25 protein-coding genes are annotated in these 26,611 nt (G+C 69.4%); 17 read left to right on the top strand and 8 right to left on the bottom strand.

What is annotated here, in order from left to right; translation table 11 throughout:
- Positions 1-36: 36 nt before the first annotated feature.
- The gene (locus tag AQJ67_RS18920) at positions 37-933 is read right to left on the bottom strand and encodes an aminoglycoside phosphotransferase family protein (protein WP_062720182.1); all 897 of its coding nucleotides are present in this window, start codon (positions 931-933) and stop codon (positions 37-39) included.
- 119 nt (positions 934-1,052) lie between these two features.
- On the opposite strand from AQJ67_RS18920, the gene AQJ67_RS18915 reads away from it, so the two are divergent.
- On the top strand, positions 1,053-1,835 hold the full coding sequence (locus tag AQJ67_RS18915) for a phosphotransferase enzyme family protein (protein WP_062720181.1): 783 nt from the start codon (positions 1,053-1,055) through the stop codon (positions 1,833-1,835).
- An 887-nt stretch (positions 1,836-2,722) separates the two neighbouring features.
- Here AQJ67_RS18915 and folE read toward each other — a convergent pair.
- The gene (folE, locus tag AQJ67_RS18905) at positions 2,723-3,376 is read right to left on the bottom strand and encodes a GTP cyclohydrolase I FolE (protein WP_244190509.1); all 654 of its coding nucleotides are present in this window, start codon (positions 3,374-3,376) and stop codon (positions 2,723-2,725) included.
- On the opposite strand from folE, the gene AQJ67_RS47725 reads away from it, so the two are divergent.
- From AQJ67_RS47725 to AQJ67_RS18880, 7 genes are all read left to right on the top strand, one after another.
- Positions 3,375-3,623: a hypothetical protein gene (locus AQJ67_RS47725; RefSeq protein ID WP_159058793.1), complete on the top strand. Its 249-nt coding sequence runs from the start codon at positions 3,375-3,377 to the stop codon at positions 3,621-3,623. The two genes, folE and AQJ67_RS47725, sit on opposite strands and share 2 nt — an antisense overlap.
- A 46-nt stretch (positions 3,624-3,669) precedes the next feature.
- Complete coding sequence (locus AQJ67_RS18900) at positions 3,670-4,482, top strand: helix-turn-helix transcriptional regulator (RefSeq protein WP_062720179.1); 813 nt, start codon at positions 3,670-3,672, stop codon at positions 4,480-4,482.
- Positions 4,483-4,517: 35 nt separating this feature from the next.
- Positions 4,518-5,633 carry a transaldolase gene (gene tal, locus AQJ67_RS18895; protein ID WP_062720178.1) on the top strand — a complete coding sequence of 372 codons (1,116 nt, stop codon included), beginning with the start codon at positions 4,518-4,520 and terminating at the stop codon, positions 5,631-5,633.
- Between the two features lie 31 nt (positions 5,634-5,664).
- Complete coding sequence (locus tag AQJ67_RS18890; RefSeq protein WP_062720177.1) at positions 5,665-6,915, top strand: NAD(P)/FAD-dependent oxidoreductase; 1,251 nt, start codon at positions 5,665-5,667, stop codon at positions 6,913-6,915.
- Positions 6,916-7,706: 791 nt separating this feature from the next.
- Positions 7,707-8,345, top strand: coding sequence for a hypothetical protein (locus AQJ67_RS46820; protein WP_107122922.1), 639 nt, complete (start codon positions 7,707-7,709; stop codon positions 8,343-8,345).
- Between the two features lie 120 nt (positions 8,346-8,465).
- A complete protein-coding gene (locus AQJ67_RS50205; protein WP_279616893.1) occupies positions 8,466-8,588 on the top strand; it encodes a hypothetical protein in 123 nt (40 codons plus the stop codon).
- A 279-nt stretch (positions 8,589-8,867) separates the two neighbouring features.
- Positions 8,868-9,368 carry an acid shock protein gene (locus tag AQJ67_RS18880; RefSeq protein WP_062720176.1) on the top strand — a complete coding sequence of 167 codons (501 nt, stop codon included), beginning with the start codon at positions 8,868-8,870 and terminating at the stop codon, positions 9,366-9,368.
- A 764-nt stretch (positions 9,369-10,132) separates the two neighbouring features.
- On the opposite strand, the gene AQJ67_RS18875 is transcribed toward AQJ67_RS18880, so the two are convergent.
- Entirely contained in the window at positions 10,133-10,570 is a 438-nt protein-coding gene (locus tag AQJ67_RS18875; protein WP_107122940.1) for a DinB family protein, read from the bottom strand.
- Positions 10,571-10,752: 182 nt separating this feature from the next.
- Complete coding sequence (locus AQJ67_RS18870; RefSeq protein ID WP_244190508.1) at positions 10,753-11,148, bottom strand: metallophosphatase family protein; 396 nt, start codon at positions 11,146-11,148, stop codon at positions 10,753-10,755.
- A gap of 25 nt (positions 11,149-11,173) precedes the next feature.
- Here AQJ67_RS18870 and AQJ67_RS18865 point away from each other — a divergent pair, with 25 nt between their 5' ends.
- The 5 genes from AQJ67_RS18865 to AQJ67_RS18850 all read left to right on the top strand — a co-directional run bounded on the left by AQJ67_RS18865 (position 11,174) and on the right by AQJ67_RS18850 (position 15,430).
- A complete protein-coding gene (locus AQJ67_RS18865) occupies positions 11,174-11,806 on the top strand; it encodes an RNA polymerase sigma factor (protein WP_062720174.1) in 633 nt (210 codons plus the stop codon).
- The gene (locus tag AQJ67_RS18860) at positions 11,799-12,776 is read left to right on the top strand and encodes a CU044_5270 family protein (protein ID WP_062720173.1); all 978 of its coding nucleotides are present in this window, start codon (positions 11,799-11,801) and stop codon (positions 12,774-12,776) included. Before AQJ67_RS18865 ends, AQJ67_RS18860 begins: the two co-directional genes overlap by 8 nt.
- Before the next feature lie 621 nt (positions 12,777-13,397).
- Positions 13,398-13,946, top strand: coding sequence for a transglutaminase-like domain-containing protein (locus AQJ67_RS18855; protein ID WP_244190507.1), 549 nt, complete (start codon positions 13,398-13,400; stop codon positions 13,944-13,946).
- Positions 13,943-14,227, top strand: coding sequence for a hypothetical protein (locus tag AQJ67_RS49405; RefSeq protein WP_244190506.1), 285 nt, complete (start codon positions 13,943-13,945; stop codon positions 14,225-14,227). Before AQJ67_RS18855 ends, AQJ67_RS49405 begins: the two co-directional genes overlap by 4 nt.
- 639 nt (positions 14,228-14,866) lie before the next feature.
- On the top strand, positions 14,867-15,430 hold the full coding sequence (locus AQJ67_RS18850) for an MFS transporter (protein ID WP_244190505.1): 564 nt from the start codon (positions 14,867-14,869) through the stop codon (positions 15,428-15,430).
- Positions 15,431-15,516: 86 nt separating this feature from the next.
- On the opposite strand, the gene AQJ67_RS48615 is transcribed toward AQJ67_RS18850, so the two are convergent.
- Together AQJ67_RS48615 and AQJ67_RS18835 are read right to left on the bottom strand one after the other, a co-directional pair.
- Positions 15,517-16,389 carry a hypothetical protein gene (locus AQJ67_RS48615; protein WP_107122921.1) on the bottom strand — a complete coding sequence of 291 codons (873 nt, stop codon included), beginning with the start codon at positions 16,387-16,389 and terminating at the stop codon, positions 15,517-15,519.
- Positions 16,390-16,775: 386 nt separating this feature from the next.
- Entirely contained in the window at positions 16,776-17,747 is a 972-nt protein-coding gene (locus AQJ67_RS18835) for a GlxA family transcriptional regulator (protein WP_062720171.1), read from the bottom strand.
- Between the two features lie 128 nt (positions 17,748-17,875).
- Here AQJ67_RS18835 and AQJ67_RS18830 point away from each other — a divergent pair, with 128 nt between their 5' ends.
- The 3 genes from AQJ67_RS18830 (at position 17,876) to AQJ67_RS18820 (ending at position 23,652) form a co-directional block, all read left to right on the top strand.
- Entirely contained in the window at positions 17,876-18,862 is a 987-nt protein-coding gene (locus tag AQJ67_RS18830) for an NADP-dependent oxidoreductase (protein ID WP_062720170.1), read from the top strand.
- A 506-nt stretch (positions 18,863-19,368) separates the two neighbouring features.
- A complete protein-coding gene (locus tag AQJ67_RS18825; RefSeq protein ID WP_062720169.1) occupies positions 19,369-22,929 on the top strand; it encodes a SpoIIE family protein phosphatase in 3,561 nt (1,186 codons plus the stop codon).
- 354 nt (positions 22,930-23,283) lie between these two features.
- Positions 23,284-23,652: a hypothetical protein gene (locus AQJ67_RS18820; RefSeq protein ID WP_062720168.1), complete on the top strand. Its 369-nt coding sequence runs from the start codon at positions 23,284-23,286 to the stop codon at positions 23,650-23,652.
- Positions 23,653-23,892: 240 nt separating this feature from the next.
- On the opposite strand, the gene AQJ67_RS18815 is transcribed toward AQJ67_RS18820, so the two are convergent.
- Entirely contained in the window at positions 23,893-25,116 is a 1,224-nt protein-coding gene (locus tag AQJ67_RS18815; RefSeq protein WP_062720167.1) for a metallophosphoesterase, read from the bottom strand.
- A gap of 244 nt (positions 25,117-25,360) precedes the next feature.
- Between AQJ67_RS18815 and AQJ67_RS18810 the strand changes: the two genes are divergently transcribed.
- Complete coding sequence (locus tag AQJ67_RS18810) at positions 25,361-25,849, top strand: GNAT family N-acetyltransferase (RefSeq protein WP_062720166.1); 489 nt, start codon at positions 25,361-25,363, stop codon at positions 25,847-25,849.
- Between the two features lie 125 nt (positions 25,850-25,974).
- Here the strand turns inward: AQJ67_RS18810 and AQJ67_RS18805 are convergent.
- The coding region (locus AQJ67_RS18805; protein WP_244190504.1) for a DNA-directed RNA polymerase subunit alpha at positions 25,975-26,611 on the bottom strand (637 nt) is incomplete at its 5' end.

Below are 26,611 nucleotides of genomic sequence, written 5' to 3'. Positions count from 1 at the left end.
TGAATCAAGATCCAGAACGGGTTCAAGAAGCGTGCGTCAAACGCCCTTCAGAACACGATCAAGTGCTGCCCGGCCTGCGGGTCCCCAGTGCGGCTTGCCGCCGGGGAGGCCCCGATCTCCGTTCTGCCCCATGAGCATCAGGAAGAGGCTCTTCATCGCGGCCAGCCCGCGGGCGCGCCGGATCGCAGCCTCGTCGGCATGCGCGTACATGTCGAAGAACCGTGAGGCCGTGCCCGCGGGTAGCAGCACCCATGCGGCGGCGAGGTCCCACGCAGGATCGCCGGCGAACATGTCGCCGAAGTCGACGATGCCGGAGAGCGTTCCGTCCGAGACGACGACGTTCGCGGGATGGAGGTCGCCGTGCACCCACACGCGCGGGCCTTCCCATGCGCGGGCCGCGACAGCGTCGTCCCAGACGGACCGGACGTCGGCAGCGATGTCGTCGGGGACAACGGCCTGGAAGAAGTTCTCGAAGCCGTGCGTGCAGTCCTTGGGATGGCCACCGCGGTCCGCAGCGATCGGCGCCTCGGCGGGCGCCTCCACATGGAGTGCCCGGAGGAAGCCCGCCAGCGTGTCGGCCGCGTGGTCGCCGCGGCTGATCGAGCCGTGGTCCAGCGGCTCGCCGGGAACCCAGGTCATCACGGTCCAGTGCTTGGGGAAGCTCTCGGACGGTTCGCCGAACCGCACCGGGGTTGGCACCGGGAGCGGCAGGCGCGGGGCCAGCACGGGGAGCCACCGCCGCTCCTTGAGCTGGAGCTCCGGGGTCGGATCCATGCGCTGCATACGCACGGCCAACTCATCCCCGAGGCGCCACATTTGGTTGCCCCAGCCGCCCGCCACCTCGCGAATGGCCAGCCCTGCAAGGTCTGGATGTTGCTCCTGCAGCAGGTCGCGGACCAGGTCCGCAGTGATCTCGATCTCGGTGTCGGTCATGCGAAGTCACAGTACTAAGGGGGCAGACGGAGACGTCCGGCATCATGGCGGATCGCCGCGTCCTGACGCTCCCCCCTTAATGGGGTGATCATGACGGGCTGATCCGACACACTGGTTCGATGCGGCACGATGATGAAGAACCCTTGTCCGGCGGCAACGTCAGTGATGGTGTCGTTCGCGTCGGGAACACCGTTCGCCGTCCGGCCGGACCATGGACTCCCGCTGTGCATGCTCTGCTTGCCCACCTGCATGAAGTGGGATTCGGCGCGGCGCCTAGCCCACTCGGCATTGACGATCAGGGGCGTGAGGTCCTGACCTTCATGCCGGGGGATGTGGTCTGGCCCGACCGGTTCTCGCTGATGGAACCCGCTCGTCAACTGGCTCGCGTGGCACGGCTGATCCGGGACTTCCACGACGCCGTGCAAGGCTTCACGCCGCCCTCCGATGCGCGGTGGCAGAAGCTGATCCCCGCTGAGGGCAGTGACATCATCGCCCATAACGACCTGGCTCCCTGGAATCTCGTGGTCGCAGACGAGGCGCGATGGGCCTTCATCGACTGGGATGCTGCAGGTCCCGGCTCGCGCCTGTGGGATGTCGCATACGCCATTCACGGGTTCATCCCGCTGTCCGCGCATCCGGACTGGCAGAGCCCGGACGCGGCGGACCGACTGCGAGTCTTCGCCGACGCCTACGGTCTGGCTGAGTCCGAACGCCGCCAGTTGGTCCCTCTACTGGGGCGCCGTACGCGTTCCATGCACGACTTCCTGCGCGACCAGGCGGCCCAAGGAGCCCAGCCCTGGGCAAGGCTGTGGGCTGAAGGACATGGTGACGCCTGGCGAAACGACGCCGAATACATCGAGCAACGCGAAGACCAGTGGATGCAGGCTCTGCTAGCTGGCTGATGCATCAGGGCCCGTGCCTGGCTCCCGGCGTCGAAGGACATCTCGAACTGGACCACTTGCCTGGGCATCCGCCGGTCATGGAAGCGGCCTTCGTCTGATCATGTGCTCCGCCCATGGTGCACCGATCGAGACGAAGGACGCTCCAGCGTCCGGTGAAAGCCCAGGTGAGCGACTTCGCTCAAGGCCCATTTCGACCTCAGTCGATAGGAACAAGCTGAACGCGGCGGCCGCAGTGGCGATGAAACCCATGCACGAAGGCACCGCCTAGCGACCTCAGACAAGCTCAGCGGGCGGCCTTCTTCAACAGACCCATACGTAGTGCCACTTGCCGTGCGTACCTCGGGATTTGATGTCGGCGAACGCCTGGATGTCGGCCACAGACCGGTGGCGCCAGCCGCGCTCGCCGTTCCCAGTACGGCACCGCAGCGGCTGAGCGCCCGTGACCGGGCCGCACTGCTCATCTCAGCAGTAGCGGCGTTCAGTTCGTCACGGAGGGAGAGCGGGGTGCGGGGGTTTTCAGGACGCCGACCCGGGCGCACCCTCCGCCGCCGGTTCGGGCCTCTGCGTATCGGGCGCGGTGCGGGAGCCGGGCACCACGGACGCCGCCAGCCGGTCCCGGTTCGTCCCCACCCCGCGCCGCTGCAGTTCGTCCCGGGCCCGAAACGCCCGCCTGCCGGGCCTGACGGGCGAGGCGACCTCCATGTCCGGGGGCTTGCCGAGCTGCCGCTCTGCCGCTCCCGGCGGGCCCCCAGAAGTTCACCGCACGCGTACGGCTCGACAACTCCGCTGAGGCCGACCGGCACGGGCGCATCCTGCCCTACGCCCTACGCCCTACGCCGTACGCCCGCGTGCCCTGCTGCCGACATGACTCCCGGCCGCCGCGCCGGTCAGCGAGGCAGGCCCGTCAGTGCGAGGAACTTGCTGCGCGACCGGGCATCGGTGCGCAGCAGGCCGAGGAGGGTCGAGGTCATGGTGGCGGTGCCGGTGGCCTGGACGCCGCGCAGAGTCATACAGGTGTGTTCGGCCTGGATGACGACGCCGACGCCTTTGGGTTCGAGCTGATGCTGGAGCCAGTCGGCGACCTGCTTGGTGAGGCGTTCTTGAACCTGAGGCCGGAAGGCGAAGTGCTCCAGGACGCGGGCGAGTTTCGACAGGCCCAGGATGCGCTGCCCGGGGAGGTAGCCGATGTGGGCGGTGCCCACGAACGGCATCAGATGATGCTCACAGACGCTGCGCAGCGGGATGCCGCGGGCGAGGACGAGTTCGTCGTAGCCCTCGTCGTTGGGGAAGGTGGTCAGGTCGAACGGACGGGGGCTGAACAGTTCGGCGTAGGCGTGCGTCATCCGGCGCGGCGTATCGCGCAGGCTCTCGGAGTCGGTGCTGACACCCAGCGCCCGCAGGAACTGTGCGGCGGCGAGTTCGGCGGCCTCCAGATCCGTCCCCTGCGGCTCGTGGGCCACGCGCAGGGCGGCGGGCGCCGGTGCCGGAGTCTGCGCGCCGTCCGCGGCTATGTGCAGCTTGGGGTGGGGGTGCTGGGTCATGTCACTCACCGTTTCTGAACTCCGCTGGTGCGTACGAAGCGCCGAAGGCCGCCTGGCGATCGAGGGCGGCGATGTCCATGGGCATCGCCTGGCCCTGGGTGCACGGTCGGCTACCGTGCGCCGGCGGGGCGAGTCGGCCGTGGTCGACTGCTCCATGCCCATGGGCACGGCGGCCGCCACCCCCGCCTATTTCACCAACCATCATTGGAGTTATTCTCGAATCGGTCAAGGCTGGAAGGTTTTGTGAGGCCGAAGCGGGTTTCTCCAATGACGATTGGCGTTACTGTGGATGTATGGACTCTGACCTGACTCCGGCTTCGTCTTCGCCGCCCGCCGCTGTGGGCCTGGAAGCGGTCACCGTCCTTGCGGACGATGTGCGCCGTCGGATGTTCGGCTTCACGCGGCGCGCCCACCGGGCGGTGACGAGGGAGGAAGCCGCTGCCGACGCAGGCGTCTCGGTGAAGCTGGCCGCCTTCCATCTGGACAAGCTCGTCGCCGCCGGCCTGCTGCGTTCCCGCTACGACAGCCCGGAGGGCAGTCGCCGGGTCGGCCGCAGGCCCAAGGTCTACGAACCGGCGGACGCCGACATCCGCATCAGCATCCCGGAGCGCCGTCCCGACCTGCTCGCGGAGATCCTCGTCGACGCGGTCCTCGGCCAGGAGCCAGGTGAGGACGCACAGTTGGCCGCCCTGCGCTCGGCCCGCCGCCGCGGCGAGGACCTCGGCGCCGCGACGCGCGCCCGCAGCCGTCCCGGCCGCCTGGGGCCAGAGCGTTCCGTCAGCCTCGCTGAGGCCGTGCTGGAGCAGCACGGCTTCGAACCCGACCGCCCGGCCCCGACCGAGTTGCGGCTGCTCAACTGCCCTTTCCATCCGCTCGCCGCCCGCTCGCCCGAGCTGGTGTGCGGGATCAACCATGCCTTCCTCGGCGGGTTCCTCACCGGAGTGCGGGCGGCCGGGATCGACGCGGTCCTCGCGCCGCGCCCGGGACGGTGCTGTGTGGAACTGCGCGCCGCGTCAGGCGGCCGCGGCGCGCCGAACCCCGCCGTCGGCGCCGGAGGGGAGGAGCCCGGCGCCACGCCACCGCAGAATCCGGACAGCGCGCCCTGAACGGCGTCGCGTGAGGCGACGTAAGGGAGAAGATCATGAGTGAGAACCTGGACCGGCTGACCGCCGAAGGAGTAGCGGTCTGGCTCGATGATCTGAGCCGGGAACGGCTGGCCGGCGCGGGGCTGGCCGACCTGGTGCGCGAGCACCGGGTTGTCGGCATCACGAGCAACCCGACGATCTTCGCCAAGGCGATCCGTTCCGGTGACCGCTACGACGAACAGATCGGTGATCTGGCCCGGCGCGGGGTGCGGGTGGAGGAGGCCGTTCGGCTGCTGACCGCATTTGACGTGCGCTGGGCCTGCGACCTGCTGCGTCCGGTGTACGAGGCCAGTGACGGGGTGGATGGGAGGGTCTCCATCGAAGTGGACCCGCGCGTCGCCCATGACACCGCGGCGACGATCGCCGAGGCGCGTGCCCTGTGGTGGCTGGTGGACCGGCCGAACCTGTTCGTGAAGATCCCCGCCACCCACAAGGGCCTGCAGGCGATCAGCACGGCGCTCGCGGAGGGCATCAGCATCAACGTGACGCTGATCTTCTCCCTCCACCGTTACGACCAGGTGCTCCGGGCCTTCCTGGACGGCATGGCCCAGGCGCACGCGGCCGGACGTGATCTGGCATCCATCGCGTCGGTCGCCTCGTTCTTCGTCAGCCGCGTGGACACCGAGGTCGACAGCCGATTGGACAAGATCGGCACGCGCGAGGCAGGCGCTCTGCGTGGACGGGCCGCGATTGCCAACGCACGCCTGGCCTACCAGCACTTCGAGCGGGCCGTTTCCTCCCAGCAGTGGCAGGCACTGGCCGCGGCCGGCATGCGCCCGCAACGCCCGCTGTGGGCCTCCACCGGAGTGAAGGACCCCTCCTACGACGACACCCGCTACGTCACCGAACTGGTGGCGCCCGGCGTGGTCAACACGATGCCGGAGCAGACCCTGCGCGCGGTCGCCGACCACGGCCGTATCCAGGGCGACACCATCCACGGCACCTATCCGGCAGCCCGCCAGGTACTCCACGACCTGGACGCTGTCGGGGTGTCCTACGACGACGTGGTGCACGTGCTGGAGGACGAGGGCGTCGCCAAGTTCACGGCTTCCGGGACCGACCTGTTCAGGGACCTGGACACCGTCCTGAACACCGAGCGTGACGCCGCCTGACGACGCCGCCGAACCCAGCAGAGGAGCGGAGATGGCCGCACACACGGCATTGGTGATCGTCGGAGCCGGGCTGGCCGGCGCGAAAGCCGCGCAGACCCTCAGGGAGGAGGGCTTCAGCGACCCGGTCCTCCTGCTCGGACAGGAGAGCGAACGCCCCTACGAGCGGCCGCCGCTGTCGAAGGGCTACCTGCTGGGCAAGGACGAGCGTGACACGGTCTACGTCCACCCGCCCCAGTGGTACGCCGACCACGACGTCGACCTGAGCCTCGGTACCACGGTCAACGCGATCGACCCCGCTGCCCACGAGGTGACACTCGCCGACGGCAGCCGCCTCGGTTACGCGAAACTGCTGCTGACCACCGGCTCCTCACCCCGCCGCCTGCCGGTACCCGGAGCCGACCTCGACGGCGTGCTCTACCTGCGCCGCCTCGACGACAGCGACCGGATCAAGGAGACCTTGGCGTCCGCCTCCCGGATCGCGGTGATCGGGGCGGGCTGGATCGGCCTGGAGACCGCGGCCGCCGCCCGCGCCGCCGGCGTCGAGGTCACGGTGCTGGAGAGGGGGGAGTTGCCACTGCTGCGTGTGCTGGGCCGCGAGGCCGCCCCGCTCTTCGCCGACCTGCACACCGACCACGGCGTCGACCTGCGCTACGGCGCCCAGGTAGCCGAGATCACCGGCGCAGACGGCCGGGCCGACGGCGTCCTGCTGGCCGACGGCAGCCGCATCGAGGCCGACGCGGTCATCGTCGGCATCGGCATCACCCCCAACACCGGCCTTGCCGAAGCGGCCGGTCTGGAAGTCGACAACGGCGTCCGCGTCGACGCCCACCTGCGCTCCTCCCACCCCGACGTCTACGCCGCAGGCGACGTCGCCAACGCCGCCCACCCGCTGCTCGGCACACACATCCGCGTCGAGCACTGGGCCAACGCCCTGAACCAGCCCCAGACCGCCGCCAAGGCCATGCTGGGCCAGGACGTGTCCTACGACCGCGTGCCCTACTTCTTCACCGACCAGTACGACCTGGGCATGGAGTACACCGGCTACGTCGAGCCAGGCGGTTACGACCAGGTCGTCTTCCGTGGCCGTAGGGACACCCGCGAATTCATCGCGTTCTGGCTGTTCGAGGACCGGGTCCTGGCCGGGATGAACGTCAACGTCTGGGACGTCACCGACCCGATCCGCCGCCTCGTGACCTCTGGCCGGTCCGTCGACGCGACCAAGCTCGCCGACACGAAGGTGCCGCTCGTGGACCTGCTCGACGATTCCGGCCGGGCCAGTTGACATCGGTGGAGGCTTCAAATGGCGCAGTTGGCTGAGCATGGCCGGCGAAACCGCCCGAGCCGACGATGAGGGTGGCGCGGGCGAGCGACCCTCCAGGCACCAAGGCTATGACGATCCGCGACCACCTCGACCGCGGTCCGAGCCGACAAACTGCTCGGCCTCGCGCTGAAGAAATCTGGTCGGGCCGATCCGAACCAGGGATAGACGGGACCCACCGCCAGATTTCCCCCAACCAACCCCATCCGTGCGCAGTCGCCCTGAAACGGAGCCCGACGCCGTCCCCGAACTGGTCCTACATCAAGGCCGTCACCACCGCGGCGACCACGGTGACCGTGGCGACAGCGACCATGACGGCCCGGCCGGTGGGAACCGGCCGCAGACGCATGCCGCATGCACGCTCCGCCACACTGCGCTGGTACCCGGACTCAGGTTCCCGTTCCAGCCAGTAGGGCCCCACCAAGGCCGCAGAGGGCACAGGGCCGTCACCACGATCATCCACGGCCTGGCTATCGACTGATCAAGGAATCTGCTACAGCGCGTCAGCCTGGCGGGATGACCCCAGTGGGACACGGCACGACGGCGGTCACCGCCTTGCCCGCCGTGTGGACGTCCACGCGCACGTGGACCGACAGTTCCTGACCTATCACTGCTGGAGCAGAACCCTCGGGCGAACCGATCCCCATCGACCTCCCCAGGCCGTCGCACTCGCACAACTCCTGGGAGAAGTACGAGCACAGGGCACGGCGTCCAGTCCTCAATGCCTGCACCTCGCCTACGCACCGGAGACCCTGGTGGATCCCGACGACGTAGGGCTGAAGGACGCATCACCGGAGACCGCGCTGCGCGCCGGCGCGCAGACGGCTCAGCTGGGTGCGTTGCGTTGCTGGAGCGGCTGGCTTGTCCCTGGGCTGGATTTGATCCTGCCCCGCGACAGTACGGTGTTGATTCACGAAGTGAGGAGAGCCGGCGTGCCCAACAGACTGCGGCTGGGGGAAGCCCTCGATTTCCTGCGTGCCGAAATGGCGGCCGGACGATCGATGACGACTGAGTTGACCACTTGGGCTGCTTGGCTGGCCTTCACGCAATTCGGGCGGCAGCGCTTTGACACAGTACTCGGACCAGACTCCGACGGCTTGCTCTTCCAGTACGGCACGTACACCTTCAGCGGACGACCGATGTTCACTGTGGACTTCGCGCGACAGTTCGACATCAGTGATGAAGATGGTGAGCACGATCACTACGTGCAGGTTCACTGCGAACTCCGCTACGAGACCGAACCCGCCTTGGACGGCCTGGGGAGCTTCAGCTCCTGGTTCTTTCACGATAGCGGCGTGGACCTCGACCAGTGGTTCGCTGCCATAGAGGGGCATCTCGAACTGCTGCTTGATCGCGGGCCTTCAGAGATCGAGCTGTACGAGGAGCTGCAATAAACCGCGCCACAAGTGCGAGGTTCACAAAGCTCCGTCACGCAAGCAGGACTCTTTCGCAAGAGGGCGAAGCCGGCGCGGCGGGCGACTGTGAGGTAGCTGTCGGCGGCCGGCGTCGATCCAGTGGCGGAACTTGTCGCGTGTGTAGCCGGTGTGGTCCTCCTCCTGGACCTGCAGGGCGGTGAGGACGTCGGGGACGAGCATGACAACGGTGTCGCCGAGGGCGGCGTGCGGCTGCCGGCCTGATACTGCTCGATCGCGGCCCCACCGCCGTCCCGCCCCAGCACTTTGTCCCACTGGCGTCCCAGCAGGTCAAAGAAACATGAGGTCACTCGCGTACCGCTGTCCCAGCGTCCCACTGAGCATGGATTCATCGCCGGAGACCGAATTCCCCTGCCAACGTCGGCCTGGCACTTCTGAGGAACTCACGGCCATTCGCCGCAGAAGTTCCAGCAGCAGTGCATGACAGGGCGCGCAGCCGAAGCGAGTTGTGCGCCGGACACAGGGTCAAACCGGAAGGAACCCATGAAGAACCTCAGGAACATGATGGCGGTACTGGCGTTGCCAGTAATCGCCGCGACGCTGGGCACGTCCGGCGTTTCGAGCGCCGCCGAGGCGGTGCCGGCACAGCACAGCACGCTGTCTCCGGCGTCCGCGACCGCCTGTCCGCCTGCCAAGGGCCTGCGGATCAAGAAGGCCTCCAGCGACAGGGTCTATCTGATCGGTCCGAACAGCCGGCTGTACTACATCCCCAGTGCCGCCGACTACGAAGCCCTGTGGGGCAGTTGGGACGGCATCCGCACGGTGTCGGACGGTGACATGGAGTGCTTCGATCCTTCCACATCGCTGGCTGGAGCCCGGCTGGTCAAGTACCCCAACGACGCCACCGTCTACATCCGGGTCACCGGCGAGAACGTCTATCGCCCGATCAAGGACTGGAACACATTCACCAATGTGTACCATTTCGACCCGGCGGATATCAAAACGACTAACGATATCGGCGCGAAGGGCCCTGTCTGGGACTAGAAATTCCGGGCGCTGGGCGGCCGTTGGGCGCCTCGCCAAGATAGGAAGGGAAATGCCCGACCGGGCCCCGGGGACTGCCACCCGATAGCTTTTCGTCGGAAGAGTTCTCCCTTTCTGTGACTTGGCTTGCTCCCAGCGCAGCTTCGTCACCCACGCCGCCGACTCCGGGCAACACGGTGAACCGCCCGGAGTCGGCGGCCGATGGGACTGTCCGGGGCTGTCCCGGAACACCGTTCCGATCAGCACGGACACATGACGGACTGTCCGGGACAGCCGATAGCCATTGCCTTGATTCCCTTCCTTGCCAGGATCCATTCCAAGCTCGGTGCCGGCACCGCAGGGGCGGTCCTGGCACTCGGCGTATTAGCCCGTGTCGAAATTCTCGGGCCGCTCAGGCGGCGGGTCCGCGGTGACCGCTGCTCCGGGAGCGGTGGTGCGGCTGGCAGGTGGTTGGCGAGATCGTGCAACTGAGCAGCACTGACGTCGACTCTGTCGGCGGCTGGTGTGTCGGCGAGGGAACCTACACCTACAAGGCTGTCGTGGACGATTCCCACGGGACGCAGAAGGCATCCTCGCCCACCGCGCGGTTTACCTGCTGGAGGCTGCCTTTCGCCTCTTCCCTGCTCGGCGGGGCTGGCGGCTCGTTGGTTGGGACAGCAGCGGCCGTCTTGGCGTTCCGGACTCCTATCGCCTCGCCCACACCGCCGCCGGCTGAGCGCCGGAGCCGGGTGCTTGCGCGGTACTCGCGACCGCGCAAGCACGTCTCATGCGCCGGTGACTCCGTCGATCTGCTCGCGGATGAGATCGGCATGACCGTTGTGACGGGCGTATTCCAGCGATGCGTCAGCGATCAGCTCACGGCCTCGGGCGACCTCGGCTTGCCAGACAGCCAATGCCTCGTCGAGCCCTCGGTCCGGCCGGAGCACATAGCCGTCGATGTTGTTCTCGCCGAAGACCGGCGGCACATCTTGACCCGCGAATACACGCTGGAACCAGTTGCGTTCCACCTCGGTCAGATGCTGCACGAGACCGAGCAACGTCATCGACGAAGGTGACGCTGCAGCAAGCCGTAATTGATCATCGTTGAGGCCCGAACACTTCAGGGCAAGAGTTGCACGGTGAAAGTCCAGCCATGCCTCCAGCATGGCGCGCTCGTCAGCATGCGCGGGTGGGACAGGTCGTCCATTCGGTGTCGTCTTCATCGGCACACCATGGCAGTGACAGCCATGGCCTACGACCACCTTCGCCGGCGACGAACACGCATCTTGGCCCCTCCCATGGCGAGTCAGTGACCAAATGACTCCCCAACGAAGTAACACAGCCAGGCGTCGTTGATCGTGCAGTCGGTGTTCGGTTGCCCGCTGTCGTGGATGGGGCGCGAGTGTCATGGACTGGGGTCGCGTCCGTCCCGTGGAGCGAACGCAGCGCGGGCGTCGGCGTCGGTGTCGGCGTCGGCGTCGGTCGCGCGAGCGTGCAGGAAGCAGTCGGCCCATTCGGTGGTGTCAGGATGGGAGCAGTCCTGGCCGAGTTGGGTGGCTGCGGCGTCGATATTGAAGTGCGTGGTGCGGAGTTCGACGCCCGGGCCCGGCAGGGCCCTGTGCGCTCCGGTCCGTCCGTAGGGCACGCCGATGCTGTCGGGGTTGATCACGAGCCGGCCGTGGGCGAGGCGGACGAACGGCATGTGGGTGTGGCCGCAGACCATGGTGTCGCCCAGGGGGTCTGAGGGAACCGCTTCGGCGCGATGGGCGAAGGACAGGTGAAAGCCCAAGTATTCGAGCATCGTCCCTTGGACGAGAGGAGCCCCGATGACCGTCGGACCAGGCGTCGGCATCGGCACCGCGCGTGCCGATGCGGAGAGCGACGCCTCAGTGATCGCGCGGTCCCGGGATGAGCCCGAGGCGTTCGCCGCGCTCTTCGACCGGCACGTCGACGCCGTGCACCGCTATGTGGCCCGCCGCCTGGGCAGCGAGGTCGCCGATGACCTCGTGGCGGAGACCTTCACCACCGCATTCCAGCAGCGACATTGCTACGACCCGGACCGCGGCGCGGGCGCCGACGCCCGGCCCTGGCTGTTTGGCATAGCGACCAACCTGGTCGGCCGGCATCGGCGGGCTGAGGCCCGCCGGTTCAAGGCCATGGCCCGGGTCCCGGCCCTCGCCGACCACGACGAGCCGCTGGCCGACCGGGCGGCGGACCGGGTGGTGGCGCTGGCCGTACGCCGCGAGCTGGCGGCGGCGCTGGCCGCGCTGCCCGCTCGGCACCGGGACGTGCTCCTGCTGGTGGCCTGGGGTGATCTCGGCTACGGGGAGGCGGCCCAGGCCCTCGGTATCCCCGTGGGCACCGTCAGATCACGGCTGCACCGGGCTCGCAGCAAGCTGCGCGAAGCATTGGGCGGATCCAATCCGACGGCACTGCGAGAGGTATCCGACCATGAATGACGAACTCGAACTCTTGAGGGAGTGGGACGCGGACGCGGCCCCGCTCACCGGTCCGGCCCGAGACCGGGCCCGGCACCAGCTGCTCAACGCGATGGCCCACGCGGACCAGCGCACCGGCACCGGCCCCAGTCGCCGCCACGCACTGCGCTTCGCGGCGGCCGCAGTGGTCGCCACGGCGGTTACGGGGACGGCGGCGCTGATCGGCACGGACGGCTCCGGCGAGGGCGGTGCACCGGGCACGAGCACCCCGCGGGTGGAGAACGCCGCCGCGACGGTGCTGAACGGGGCGGCGGCGTGGGAGCGCGAGCAGGAGAAGGAGCCGGTGGCGCCGCGCGACGACCAGTTCATCTACTCGAAGCGGATCATCAAGGAGACGGAGCAGAAGACCGGCGAGGTCAAGACCTACACCGACGAGATGTGGGAGTCGGTGGACGTCTCCAAGCCCTCCTTGTCCATGGAACTGGGCCGCGAGATGTGGGAGGAGGCCGCGGAGAACGGTGGCGGGGTGTGGCCACCCCGGAAGTGGAGCGAGCTGAAGAAGCTGCCCCAGGACCCGGAGAAGCTCATCTCGGCCATCATCTCCATGGGCTCTCGCTACGGGTCCGACGACTGGTCGGTCAGCGATCTCGACAAACTCGATCGGTACGAGGCCTACTGGCTGCTCGGCGAGCTCCTGAAGAACCCGGTGCTGCCCCAGGGACTGCGCCCCGCGGCGTACGAGGCGCTGGCCCTTGTGCCGGGCGTCAAGACGATCCCGGGAGTGAAGGACTCCGCCGGGCGGACCGGGGTGGGGATCGCCTCTACCGAGCGTGGGTCCTACGAAAGCCAATACCTGATCTTCGACCCGGCGTCATATGAATTCCTGGGCTTCCGCGACGAGCGGACCTCGGCTTCCGGGAAGAAGAAGTACATCCAGCTGTCGCACGTAGTTGCCTGGGGGGTCGTCGACCGGGTGAAGCAGCGCCCGTAGGCCGCTGTCCCGCGGCCGGGACCCGCAGGGCCGCCGACACCGGCAGATGGTCGCCGGCGGCCCTGAGGTTTGCCTCGCCTCCGGGAGGTCAGTGGGGATGCCGCAGCCGAGGACCTCGCCGCCCGGCGTCGCGAACGCCGCGCGATGTAGTAGCAGGCACCGGGAGGCGTATGCGGGTGCACAGCGCGCCGCACCCGTGACCGCATTTGCGGCTGGCGGGGGCCCAAGTGCCGTACGCAGGCTGCTCATTCGGACGGGCAGTGGTGTACCGCGGGCCCGTCCCACCACTTCTGCATAGCCCGGTGGTGCTCCCGTGCTCCCGTGCTCCCGTGCTCCCGCGCTCCCGCGCTCCCGCGCTTCCGCGTCCGGCGCCACCGGCCGCGGAAGGCTACTGCATGCCTGCGGACTGCCTGGTCAGCGGTTGTCGCCGATTTTCTGTGCTTGCCGAGCTGGAGCCGGTGGTTGCTTGTGTCGGTGGGAAGCAGCAACGCGTGCTGGTGAGTTCCGGGAACGCTTGAGGGGGCCCGGCCACAGAAATGTCGGCGAGTTGCAGCAACACCAGGATTCGTCAGCGGCTGTGCCCGGTCTCGGTGTCAGCCCCGGCCCTTACCATGCCCGGTTATGACCGACGACGTGCTCGACTACTCCCGCCCCGGGCCTTTCACGAGCCTGAACTCGAACCAACTCCGGCTTCTTGAGGGGCTGCCGGAGGATCCCGTGGGCGTCTGTGCCGCCGTGCAAAGCCTGGTCATCCAGCCTGCGGACGCCGCGGCGTCAGGGGTTCCCGAAGACCGGATCGCCGAGAAGAACATCCGGCCGGTCAGCAAGCTGATCACCGCGCTGACCGCCCTGAACCCCGCGCCGCTTCACCGGCCCCGGACGCCCGAGACGCGGGTGATCGGCACCTGCCGCCACTTCGCCACCATTGCCTGCGCGATCCTGCGCGCTCGGGGCATAGCCTCCCGGGCCCGGTGTGGCTTCGGCACGTACTTCCTCACAGGCCGCGGCGTCGATCACTGGATCACCGAGTACTGGGATGAAGACCGGCACCGCTGGGTGCGGGTCGACACCGAGCACCTCGGCAAGAACCACGTCGATCGCCCGGACGACCTCGCCCCGAGCGAATTCCTGACGGGGGTGAAGCCTGGATCCAGTATCGCAACGGGGTGATCGACCCCCACATGTTCGGGGTGGCCGGCACCGACCATGCCTGGGGACCGCATGAGATCAGCGGCAACGCCGTCCGCGACCTCGCCGCGCTCTGCAAGCAGGAGACACTCAACTGGGACGAGTGGGGCCGTATGACCGCGGCCTATGAGGGCGAGACCGGCCCGGACTACGACCAGCTGATTGACGGGGTCGCGGACGCCTGTTCCAAGGCCGACCCGCTGACCCTGACTCGCCTGCTCGCCCATGAAGACCTGGCAGTTCCGCAGCGCCTGGTCACTTGAGGGGGGGCGGGGACCGGACACCGGGCATCGCCTACCGTGCCGGTCCCCACCGTACTCAGGTCACGGTGGCCGCTTCGGCCTTGGCCCGGGACTGGGCGAGGCGGTTGGAGTCGGTGCCGGTCTCACGGACTGCCGTCCAGCGCATGCCGGTCATGGGGTGGCGGGTCCACTTCACCTGCCGGTCATGGGGTGGCGGGGCCACTTCAGCTGCCGGTCATGGGGTGACGGGGCCACCTCACCTGCCGGGATTCGGCGTGGCCACGCGAGGCGGACCCGTCTGTAGGGGAGTTCGGCGCGATGTTCGCCGGTTCGACCAGCGGCTGGACGGCCTGGTCGTGCCTGATGGCCAGCCGTTCCTGGTCAGTCCGGAGGGCCGGTATGACCTGGCGTTGAACCGCTGTTTCTCGGTGTGGTTGGCGTCGTCGCCGTGCAACACCCAGTCCGTGCGCGCATGCCCGGGACCTGTGCACGCACTTCGACTTCCTGTGGTTCGGGCGAGACCGGCGCGATTGGCGCGATGCTTTCAGTGGCAGGTGGGTGATCGAGCAGGCCTCGTACGTGCCGGCCCCGTCCGCCGGCGCTCGGCGGCGGCGTGGTCACCCTGGCGGTGGGGGGCCAGCGGAAGCGTGGTGCGGCAGGGTGCTGGTTGTACCGGCCGTCAGAAGACGCCGTTGGTGTGGGGAAGGCCGGCCGGAATGCTCCGAGATCGGCCGCAGCGGCTGGGGCCTGGCCCTTGCCGCGGGTTCGCTCGGCGCGGTCGCCGGCGGCGTACTGTCGCTGAGATGGCGGCCCCGGCGCGCGATCCTGGTCGGCTGCGCGCTGATGGGCCTGACGGCGACGATCCCGCTGCTGCTCGCGCTCGCCCCCTACACCTGGCTGCTGGTCGTGGCCAACTTCGTGGCAGGCGTGGGCGGCGAACAGGCCGGCGTCGCCTGGTACTCGACCCTCAACGAACAGATCCCAGAAGACCGCCTCGCCCGCGTCTACGCCTACGACGACCTCGGCTCCTACCTCGCGCTTCCACTCGCCCAGTTCGCCGCCGGCCCCGCCGTACTCCTCCTCGGCCTCCAAGCCACCCTCTACGCGGCCGCCGCGCTCATCCTCCTCGCCACCCTCGCCATGGTCGCCACCCCCTCCATCCGCGCGCTGGTCCCGAAGACGGCACAACCGCTGCCCGCCTCCGAAGATCCGGTGCCCCGCTGAGCCCGACTCCTACGCGCAAAACAACCACAGGTGGGTGGTGTTCCGCGCACGATGATGCGCCCAGCGGGTCCGTGCCCGGTACGTCGTCAGCTTTCGGCCTGTTCGGTCTCCTCTGCCTCTACGGAGATGGTCCAGCGCAGGAGGGTGGTGGCTCCGGACTGTTCCAGGGTCACTGGGTAGACCTGGTTCCAGGCTCGTTCGCCGCGGTGGCGCATGGAGTGGTCGCCGGGGTCCCAGCCCAGACCCAGGACCGGGCATCCGTCGAGCTCGATCCGTCCTGCGAGCAGGGGGTGGGTCCGGCCGGCCCGCTCCAGCAGGTGGAAGTGAGTGTGCGCGTCCACCGAGACCATCAGGCCGGTGCGGGGCCCCCAGCTCCGCATCCGGTCGGCGAACTCGTCCGCGTCGCGCAACGGGAGGTCGAGCCGCCCGTAGGGCCCCTGGCCGCCGTACTGGGGCGTCCGTTCGCCGCCGAAGCGAGCGTGGGCGTCATCCGCGTACTTCCCCCAGTAGGTGACGTCGGCGAGTCCGTCGACCGATTCACCGTCCAGTCCGACGAACGCGTCCAGGGCTCGCGCGTCCCCGAGGACCATGCCGCACCGGTCGACCGGCAGGTCGCCGAGCCGGATCCGCTCCACGCTGCGGTCGTCCGGCCAGGGCAGGCCGAGGTCGACTTCCAAGACGGAGATCACCGGCCCGTCGTAGGAGGCCCACGGTTCGGCGCGTACCTTCAGCGGCCGGTCGGCGGCGGCCGGCACCGCGACCGCCTCGCACCACCATTCGCTGCTGGGGCCGTCCGCAGGCTCGTGGAGGTGGCTGCCCCCGAGCCTTGCCGCGGCCAGTGCCCGCATGGACAGCGGATCGCCGATTTCGGGCCACTGCTCGATCGAGCCGGCCATGCCCAGGACCAGCACGCCGGACGGCGCGGTGACGACTCCCAGGTCAACAGAGGTCTCACTCATCCGGCCGATTCAACCAGGTGCGGATCGGATGGCTAACGGGGCCCTCGCGGCCGTGCAGAGGCTCATCGGGCCCTCCGTGTGGGGTGTCGACGGTGATGCATCTGCGCTGCCCGGCCCTGCTGCCGGAGGATGCCTACCGGGAGGTCCTGGAGCAGCCTTCCGAGCCGTCGCCCGTGGTGCAGGCCCTTCCGTGTGCTGACTCGCGGCACCCGCTGGTGCGGACGTCGCGAGTTCCCACTGAGCCGGGGGGGGGGAGGGGGGCGGCGCGAAGATCAGTTCACATGAGCGTGCGCGCACATGCAGTCGCTGGTATGGCAAGCGCGGTTACGTCTACCTGGGCACCGTGGCGGTCGCCGCACCGCTGATCTGGTCGTGGAGCTGACCGGTCAGGTAGCCGTCTGCTGCGGGCGGAAGGTGCGGCGGTACGCCTGGGGGCTGACACCGACGGCGGTGTGGAGGTGTTGGCGCAGAGAGGTGCCGGTGCCGAAGCCGGCGCTGTGGGCGACCAGGTCGATCGGCCAATCGGTGGTCTCCAGGAGGTGTCGTGCGAGGTCGACGCGTTGCCGGGTGAGCCACTGGCCGGGCGTGCTGCCGACTTCGTCGCGGAAGCGGCGGCTGAAGGTACGCACACTCATGTTGGCGTGGGCGGCGAGGCCGGGCAGGGTGAGCGGTTCGGCCAGGTGCTGCATGGCCCATGCCTGGGTGGCCGCGGTGCTGCCGGTGGATGCATCGGGCACTGGGCATTGGATGTACTGTGCCTGGCCGCCGTCGCGCCACGGCGGGACGACGCAGGAGCGGGCGACCTCGTTGGCGATGTGGCTGCCGTGATCGAGGCGGACGATGTGCAGACACAGGTCGATGCCCGCCGCGACTCCGGCGGAGGTGAGGACGTCGCCGTCGTCGACGTAGAGGACGTCGGGGTCGATGCGGGTGGTGGTGAACATGCGCTGCAGCCGGTCGGCTTCGCGCCAGTGCGTGGTGGCGGGGCGGCCGTCGAGGATGCCGGCGGCGGCCAGGACGTAGGTGCCGGTGCAGATGGCGACGATCCTCGTGCCGGGGCGGATGGCGGCAAGGGCATGACGCAGCGGGCCGGGCAGGCGGCCTTCCTCCCGTATCGATCCCAGTTGGTGGGAGGGCGGGACGACGACGGTGTCGACGGTGGCCAGCACGGAGGCGTCGTGGGAGACGGCGAGGTCGTAGTCCGCTTCGGCGCGCACGGGGCCGCCGTCCACGCTGCACGTGGTCACGGAGTAGAGCGGGTTGCCGTCGCTGTCGCGGGCGGCGTTGAAGATGCGGGCTGGGATGCCGAGTTCGAAGGGGACGACGCCGTCCAGGGCCAGGACGCCAACACGGTGCATGGCCAGATCCTTTCAGGACATGGCCAACACGCCACCACCGGGTGCTTCGCCGACTAGGCAGTCTTGCGTCGTGCCCGGTGCCACCGGCACGAGTAGCCAACGCACCTCCCCGGAGAAGGAACGCCTTCATGTCCCAGCCCGTCACTGCCTCTTTCACCATGCGTGCCGTATCCCAGGACAGGGCCGGAGCCCCCGACGTCCTGAAGGTCATCGAGACGAGGCGACCGGAGCCGGGCCGGGGCGAGATCCTGGTCCGTGTGCACGCGGCGGGCGTGAACCCCGCCGACTGGAAGACCCGCGAGCGCGGCGTCTTCGCCACCGGAGCGACACCTCCCTTCACCCTCGGCTTCGACGTGGCCGGAGCCGTCGAGGCCGTCGGCGCGGGCGTGACCCTCTACCAGCCCGGCGACGAGGTGTTCGGTATGCCTCGCTTCCCGCACCCGGCAGGCGCGTATGCCGAGTACGTCACCGCACCGGCCCGCCACTTCGCCCCGCGCCCGCGCGGCCTCGACGCCATCCAGGCCGGCGCCCTGCCGCTGGCCTCGCTCACCGCGTGGCAGGCCCTGGTCGACACCGCTCATGTCCAGCCAGGACACCGTGTCCTGATCCACGCCGCGGCCGGTGGTGTCGGCCACCTGGCCGTACAGATCGCCAAGGCCCGCGGCGCCTACGTCATCGCCACCGCCAGCGCCGCCAAGCACGACCTGCTGCGCACGCTCGGCGCCGATGAGCTCATCGACTACCGCACCCATGACGTCGCCGACACCGTCCGCGACGTGGATGTCGTCATCGACAGCATCGGCGGACCCAACTGGGCACGCTCACTGCGCACCCTGCGCAAGGGAGGCACACTCGTCTCGATCCTGCCGTTCGACGACACCTTCCCCACCCAGCAGGCCGAAGCAGCTGGGGTGCGAGCGGTGTTCATGCTCGTAGAACCCGACCAGCAGGGGCTGCGTGAGATCAGCGCACTGATCGAAAACGGGCGACTTCAGGTGCTCGTCGATGCGACATTCCCACTCGAACGAGCCGCCCAGGCCCACGAGTTGGGCGAAACCGGTCACACCACCGGAAAGATCGTCCTGACTGTCGCCTCTGATCCCGAGCGCCCGTAGCTTTGCCGGTGAGGCGCCGAGGCAGGGCGAGGAACTCCCTGGCACCATCGGTGCGTTTGACGATGGTGAGCGCGCCGCGGAGTCAGCGGCGCAGTACGAGTCGGCGGCGCATGGGCCCGGTCCTGGACGCTCGCGGCGGTGACCAGCACCACCAGCACTACCAGCACTACCAGCACCACCAGCACCGATCCTAGGCAGTCCATGACCTGCCCTTTGCGGCCCGCCACCTTCTTCCCATCGTCCCGGCTCACAGCGTCGGCGTCGACGTGCGGGCCGCCCCACAGGAACTGCGAGTCGGTGGTCGCCGCGGTCGACGGAAAGCCTGAAAGCTTATAATTCTGAGCAAATCGGAGTTTAAATTAACTTAACGTTGCAATTCTGGCAGGAGTGCAGCCAGAACCGTCGGATCCGGCGTCCGTTCTGCCCGAAGGTCCGCAGCGAGTGGCCTCCGGCAGCCTGGGGAGGGCGCGGGCGGATCACATTGGCGCCAGGAGGAAGATTTATCGATGACCCGGCCAGATGACCCGCGCACCGCGGCGGCCCGGATGTTCGCCGAAGGCGGTGCGTTCGGCGAGCTTCTGGCTGGGATCGAGTGGGCGGCGACGCCACTCGGGCCCCCCGAGTCCTGGCCGGGGCCCCTGGTGGACACCCTGCGCCTCATGCTCACCTCTGAGCACGGGATGGCTCTGTACTGGGGCGCCGAATTCGCCACGCTGTACAACCTGGGCTCCTCACCCATCGTCGGCGCCAAACACCCCTGGGCGCTCGGCAAGCCCTACAAGGATGTGTTCCCCGAAGTCTGGGCCCACCCCGTGAGCTCCCACTTCCACTATGTGACCGACACCCGCAAGTCCCTGCTGATCCCCGACGAGCCGCTCATCATGGAGCGCCACGGCTTTTTGGAACAGTGCTACTTCGACTCCTCCTTCCAGCCCGTGCTGCTGGACGACGGCACCTCCGGCGGCGTGCTGCAGATCATCACCGAGACCACCGGCCGGGTCCTGGGCGAGCGACGGCTCCGCCTGCTGAGCGAGACCGGCGCCCGCACAGCCGGGCTGCCCACCCCGGGCGAGGTCGCCCGCGTCGTCGCGGAGGTGCTGGGCTCCTATCCCGAAGAGATCCCGTTCCTCGGCCTGTACCTGGCCTCCGAGCCGGGGATGCTGCGGCCGGCCGCCTCCGCCGGACTGCGGCCGGCGCCCGAGGCCGTCTTGCCGGGTGCGGCCGACGGGCCGGAGGTCGCGGCCCGGCTGGCGCAGGTGGTCGCCGACGGCGCCCCTGCCACGCTGCCGGCCGCCGCGTTCACCGGCGGCAACACGGCCGGGCAGCACGCCGCAGCCTCCCGACTCCCCGTCGAGGAGGCGTTGGCCCTGCCGCTGGACTGTGCGGGGCAAGTGAGAGGAGTCCTGGTCGTGGGCATCAACCCCTGCTTCCCGCCGGCCGGGGCCTACCGGGACTTCCTGGAGGTGCTCGCCGCCGCGGTGGCCGGGGCGCTCACGGCCGCGCTCGCCCACGACGAACAGCGCCGGCGGGCGGAGGCACTGGCCGAGCTGGACCGGGCCAAGACCACCTTCTTCGCCAACGTCAGCCACGAACTGCGCACCCCGCTCACCCTGCTCCTGGGGCCACTCCAGCAGGTGCTGGCCGACGAGGACCGGCCCGAGCGCCGCGAGCAGCTGGAGCTGGCCGAGCGCGGCGCCCTGCGCCTGCTGAAGCAGGTCAACACCCTCCTGGAGGTCGCCAGGGCCGATGCCGGGCAGATACGCCCGGCCCTCGAGCCGGTCGACCTCGCCGGTGCCACGGCCGAGCTGGCCGGGGTGTTCCGCTCCGCCTTCGAAGCGGCCGGGCTGACGCTGGAGGTGGACTGCCCGCCGCTGCCCCGGCCGGTGTCCCTGGACCGGGAGATGTGGGAGAAGATCATCCTCAACCTGCTCAGCAACGCCCTGAAGTTCACCTTCACCGGCGGCGCCCGGGTACAGGTGGCCGCGGCCGGCGACCGGGCCCGGCTGACCGTGACCGACACCGGCACCGGCATCCCCGCGGACGAGCTGCCGCGTCTGTTCGAACGCTTCCACCGGGTCCGCGGCGCCCGCTCCCGCTCCCACGAGGGCAGCGGCCTCGGCCTGGTACTGGTCAAGGACCTGGTGGAAGCGCACGGCGGCACCGTCGGCGTGGACAGCCGGCTCGGCCAGGGCACCACCGTCACCGTGCTCCTCCCCTTCGCCGCCGCCCACCGGACCCGGCCGGACCCGCCCGCGGCCGACGCCGGGTCCCCCGGGGAAACCCCCAGGGAAGGCGGAGGCGGCCGGCCCGGCCGGCCCGGCCGCGCCGCGGCCTACGTGGACGAGGCGCTGGGCTGGCTGGCGGCCGCCCCCGCCCCCGCCGCGGCCGCCCCAGCGGCACGCACCCCGCACGCCCCCTCGACCCACGACGCCCCGTCGACCCACGACGCCCCCGGTCCGCACGAAACCGACCGCCCCCAACGGGCCCGCCTGCTGGTCGTCGACGACAACGCCGACATGCGCGCCTACCTCACCCAGCTCCTGCAGACCGACTACGACGTGCTGCTCGCCGCCGACGGCCGGGCCGCCCTGGAGACGGCCCTGGCGCAGCCGGTGGAGATGGTGCTCAGCGACGTGATGATGCCCCGCATGGACGGCTTCGAGCTGGTCCGGGCGCTGCGCGCGGACCCGCACACCGCCCGCCTGCCCATCGTCTTGCTCACCGCCCGCGCCGGCGAGGAGGAATCCATGCAGGGCCGGCGTGCCGGCGCCGACGACTACCTGGCCAAACCCTTCTCCGCGCGCCAGCTGCTGGCGCGCGTCCGCACCGGGCTGGAACTGTCCCGGCTGCGCGAACAGGTCCTGACCGAGACCCGCAACCAGCTGGCCGTGCTGGCCTCCCTGTCCGACGCGGGCCTGCGGCTGTCGGCCACCCTCGATCCGGACCAGATCCTGCGGACCGCCGGCCAGATCCTGCTGCCCGACCTCGCCGACCAGATCAGCATCCACCTCACCCCCGCAAAACCCGCCCCGGCGCAGTCGCCCCCGGCATACATTGCAGGCACCCCCCTTCTCGACCGTGAGGCCCTGGCCGCCGCCGCCACCCACGCGCTCAACGGCACCGCCCCAGCCCCGGCCGGCCCGAACCCGGCGCCCGCCGCCATGCTGGCCCTGCCGCTGCACGCCCACGATCAGACACTGGGGGCCTTGGTACTGGTCCGGCACACCGACTACTCAGCGGTCGAACAGAAGTATCTGGAGAACCTCGCCCACCGCCTCGCCATGGCCTACGACAACGCCACCCGGTACCACAACGAGCGACACCTGGCCCTGACCCTGCAGCGCGCCCTGCTGCCCCACAGCCTGCCCCAGGTGCCCGGGGTGCGCCTGGCCACCCACTACCGGGCCAGCGCCCGCGGCGCCGAAGTCGGCGGCGACTGGTACGACGTGCTCGCACTGCCCGACGGCGCCGTGGGGCTGGCCATCGGCGACGTCATGGGCCACGACGTGGAAGCCGCCACCGTGATGGGCCAACTCCGCTCCGCCCTGCACAGTCTCGCGATGGAGGGCGCCGGCCCGGCCCAGGTGCTGGCCAGACTGGACGCCTACCTGCAGTCGCTCGCCACCGCGCGCTTCGCCACCTGCCTGTATGCGGTCTACAACCCACACCGCCACCGCCTGCGCTACGCCGCCAGCGGGCACCTGCCGCCCCTGCTGGTAGCCGCCGACACCGCCTACCTGGAACTGCCCCCAGCGCTGCCGCTGGGACTGGGCAGCACCCCCGTCGACCGGGAGGTGGCGTTCCCGCCCGGCACCAGCCTGCTGCTGTACACCGACGGCCTGGTCGAAAACCGGGCACTGTCCCTGGACGACCGCCTGGCGGCCCTGCGCCAGACCTGCGGCGCGCTGCCCGCCGCCGCCCGCACCGACCCCCAGCAGATCACCGAACGGGCCCTGGAACTGCTGAACACCCCCGACCGGGCCGACGACGACACCGCCCTGCTCGCCGCCACCGCCGAACCGTCGGGTCGAACCGGCGACCCGCATGCTGACGGAAGTGCCGTATAACCGACGGCTACTGCTCGAAGTCATTGCTGACGAAGCTGCGGAGGAACTGCCTTCACCGCTGAAAGAGTTGCGGATCCTGGAACGGCCCCGGTGCCACCGGAAAGACCTGCCGCCGCGTGGTGGAGCAGCCGACGGTCCGGGGGTTCCGGTGCGGACGGCGCCCCGCTCCGGCAACGTGCGCTTCGAATGGGCAGACCGGCCCGGGACGCCACCACAGCGCCGCGGCCCGAACCATGCGAACTCCCGGTGCACCCTGCAGAGTTACAGGTACCTCCTCTGCGGCAGGCTCACTACGTTGGCCGCCGTTGTCAGACCGCACCGACCACGTGCGACAGAAACAGGGGGAGGACCCTCATGGGTAAACGCATCGCCACCGTCCTCGGCATTCTCGCGACGGCCTTCATGCTCGCCGTCACGCCCGCTTCCGCGCGTACCGTCGGCCCAGGCGACACGATCTACGACGACGTCCCTGGCCACTTCTACTACGAGCGTTCGTGCGAGACCTACTACAGCCTGACCATCTCCTCTACGAGGGCCGTGGCCGGCAAGAACATCTATTCCGGCCACTGCGCCGGCCACGTCTGGCTCCGCATGATGGGCGACAGCTTGGGCAAGTGGAGCAACGACCCGACGTCGATCACGCGGACCAGCCCCAAGGGCAAGTTCCGCTGGGCGTACATCAAGGGCTGCGCTGACTGCCACGCCTACATCGTGTACCCGTAGGTTCGTCGCATCAGAGGATCTGGGCGGGCGAGCCCACGTCACCAGCGGTGGCGGGGCTCGCTCGTGTCCAAGCAGATCGCCGGCCGCCCCGCCCTGGGCCGCAGCGGCACTTTCGGGAGACCTACCGGCGACGCAACATGATCGAGCGCTGCTCCGACCGGCTCAAACGCTGCGCGGCCCGGGAGGTTTACGACCTGGCCAAACGGCGACATGAGGGATTGCAGGACCGACCGCTCCGGGTCATCGCGTGGGAGGCCGCTGCGGGGAGCGGAGTACGAGCAGGGTGATCTCGCTGGGGGCGAAGACGCGGAACGGCGGGCCCCAGAATCCGGTGCCGCGGCTGGTGTAGAGGAGGGTGCGGCTGCCGTGGCGGCTGAGGCCGGCGAGGGCGGGCTGGTCGATGCGGACGAGGTGGTGGAAGGGCCAGATCTGGCCGCCGTGGGTGTGGCCCGAGAGCTGGAGGTCGATGCCGCCTGCTGCGGCCCGGTCGACGAACTTGGGCTGGTGGGCCAGGAGCAGGACGGGCAGGTCGGGGTCGGCGCCGTCCAGGGCTCCGGCGAGGTGGGCGCGGTGGCCGGCGAGGCCGGAGGATTCGGCGGTGACGTCGTCCACGCCGGCGACCACGAGGGCGTCGCCGCCGCGTTCGATCAGCAGATGACGGTTGCGCAGCGGCTCCCATCCCAGCTCGCCCATGAGGTCGACCCAGCCCTGGGCCTCGCTGTAGTACTCGTGGTTTCCGGTGACGTAGACCCGGGCCCGGATGGCTTGCACGGTACCGAGTGGTGTGGCCTGGGCGCGGCGGCGTTCGGCCGTGCCGTCCGCGATGTCGCCGGTGTGGCAGACCAGGTCGGCGTCCAGGGTGTTGACCTTCGCGCAGACCCGCGCGGACCAGCGGGCGCGGTCGAGCGGGCCGTAGTGAGTGTCGGTGATGAGGACGACGCGGGTGCCGTCCAATCCGACGCCCAGGCGCGGGAGTTGTACGTCGAGCCGGCGCACCCGTGGCACCCTGCGGGCCTCGGCGTACCCCCAGGCGAGCAGCACGGCGGACACGCCGAGGACCGCCCAAGTGACGATCCGGGCCCGGCTCTGACCGTCGCCGATGTCGGCCATGGTCAGGGCGAGGCGCAGCAGGACGCCGAGCAGGACGGACCAAGTGAACAGTACCCAGCTGGCTCCGAGGAGGGTGTCCCCGACGATGGCCGCCCAGTCGTGCTGCCGCCGGCCGTGACCGCGCACCATCGCGAGCGGCATAGCGATCAGACCGAGGGCGAACAGGGCGGTTCCGGCCAGCGTGACAGGGAGCGGCCAGTGCTGGCCCACGTGCAGCAGCAGCCAGCAGGGCACGGTCCACAGCAGGACGGGGGCGATCAATGGGAGATAGCGCATCAGGCGGCGCAGCAGGCTCTGCCGGGGCGCATCATGCGCTGCACCGTCCGCGGATCGGGCCTCACTGGTGGCGGGCACGCTTCCCCTCCTCAAGTAACCAGACTGCCGACGCGCGCACTGTATCCGGTCGTCCCAAGGGGCGCTTTGCCGATCGCTGATGCCCACTTCATCGGCAACGCGCGCGACGGGGCGACCGGCCCGGACCGATCGATCAGAGGGCGTCGGCCGCGCACCTCAGTCGGGTATTGGGACGGGACCTTTACCACGAGACTCTGGCCGACCCGCCGCACGAAGGCACTCCGCGGTGCGAAATACTCTCCTGATGGGTTCACGCACTTCCCCGATCAGCCAGCCGATCACGATACGGAGGGCCGTCGCGCGGGATGCCAAACGGCTCACGCGGCTCGTGCGTGGCTCAGGCGCCTACGAGGGTAAGTACGCAGCCGCAGTCGCGGGCTATCGGGTCGGTCCTGATTACATCGAAGCCCACCGCGTCTTCGTAGCCGTCGGCGCCGACGAGTACGGAGGCCGGGTCCTCGGGTTCTACTCGCTCGTCCTCACTCCACCGGAGCTCGACCTGCTGTTCGTCGCCGACGAAGTGCAAGGACGCGGAATTGGACGGCTCCTCGTCGCGCACATGCAGTCCGAGGCCCGTGCCGCCGGGATAGACCGCCTCAAGGTCGTGTCGCACGTTCCCGCCGAGGACTTCTACCACCGCGTTGGTGCGGTACGGACCGGGACCGCGTTCGCGAACCCGCCCGCCGTGCCGTGGGACCGTCCCGAATTCGAGTTTCGCATTCCTTCGGAATGACGCGGTGTACCGGTTGGCGGGCCAACCGGCTTCGCGGAAGAGGTCGGTCGCCTCGTCAAGGCGACCGACCTTTAGGCGTCCGATGCCTCAAACGCTGTGCTGCCCCGGCCGGCGCAGCGCAGCGTTCAGTATTGCTCCGTCTCCACGAAACCCGCGTCCGTGTCGTCGTCCGCCCCGAGTGCGGCGGCGGTCGGGTCGAATCCGGGCGGGCTGTCCTTGAGGCCCAGGCCCATACCGGCGAGCTTCGCCTTGACCTCGTCGATGGACTTCGCACCGAAGTTGCGGATGTCGAGCAGGTCCGCCTCGGAGCGGGCGACGAGCTCACCCACGGAGTGGACGCCCTCACGCTTTAGACAGTTGTACGAACGTACGGTGAGCTCCAGCTCCTCGATCGGCATGACCAGATCGGCGGCGAGCGCGGCGTCGGTGGGGGACGGGCCCATGTCGATGCCCTCGGCGTCGATGTTGAGCTCGCGGGCCAGGCCGAACAGCTCGACCAGGGTCTTGCCGGCCGAGGCCATGGCGTCACGCGGACGCATGGCCTGCTTGGTCTCGACGTCGACGATCAGCTTGTCGAAGTCGGTGCGCTGCTCGACACGGGTCGCCTCGACCTTGTACGTGACCTTCAGGACGGGCGAGTAGATGGAGTCGACCGGGATACGGCCGATCTCCTGGCCCACCTGCTTGTTCTGCACGGCGGAGACGTAACCACGGCCGCGCTCGACCGTGAGCTCCATCTCCAGCTTGCCCTTGCCGTTGATG

Source organism: Streptomyces caeruleatus (genome assembly GCF_001514235.1).
Taxonomy (GTDB): Bacteria; Actinomycetota; Actinomycetes; order Streptomycetales; family Streptomycetaceae; genus Streptomyces; species Streptomyces caeruleatus.
This window is presented reverse-complemented; position numbering and strand designations above follow the sequence as displayed.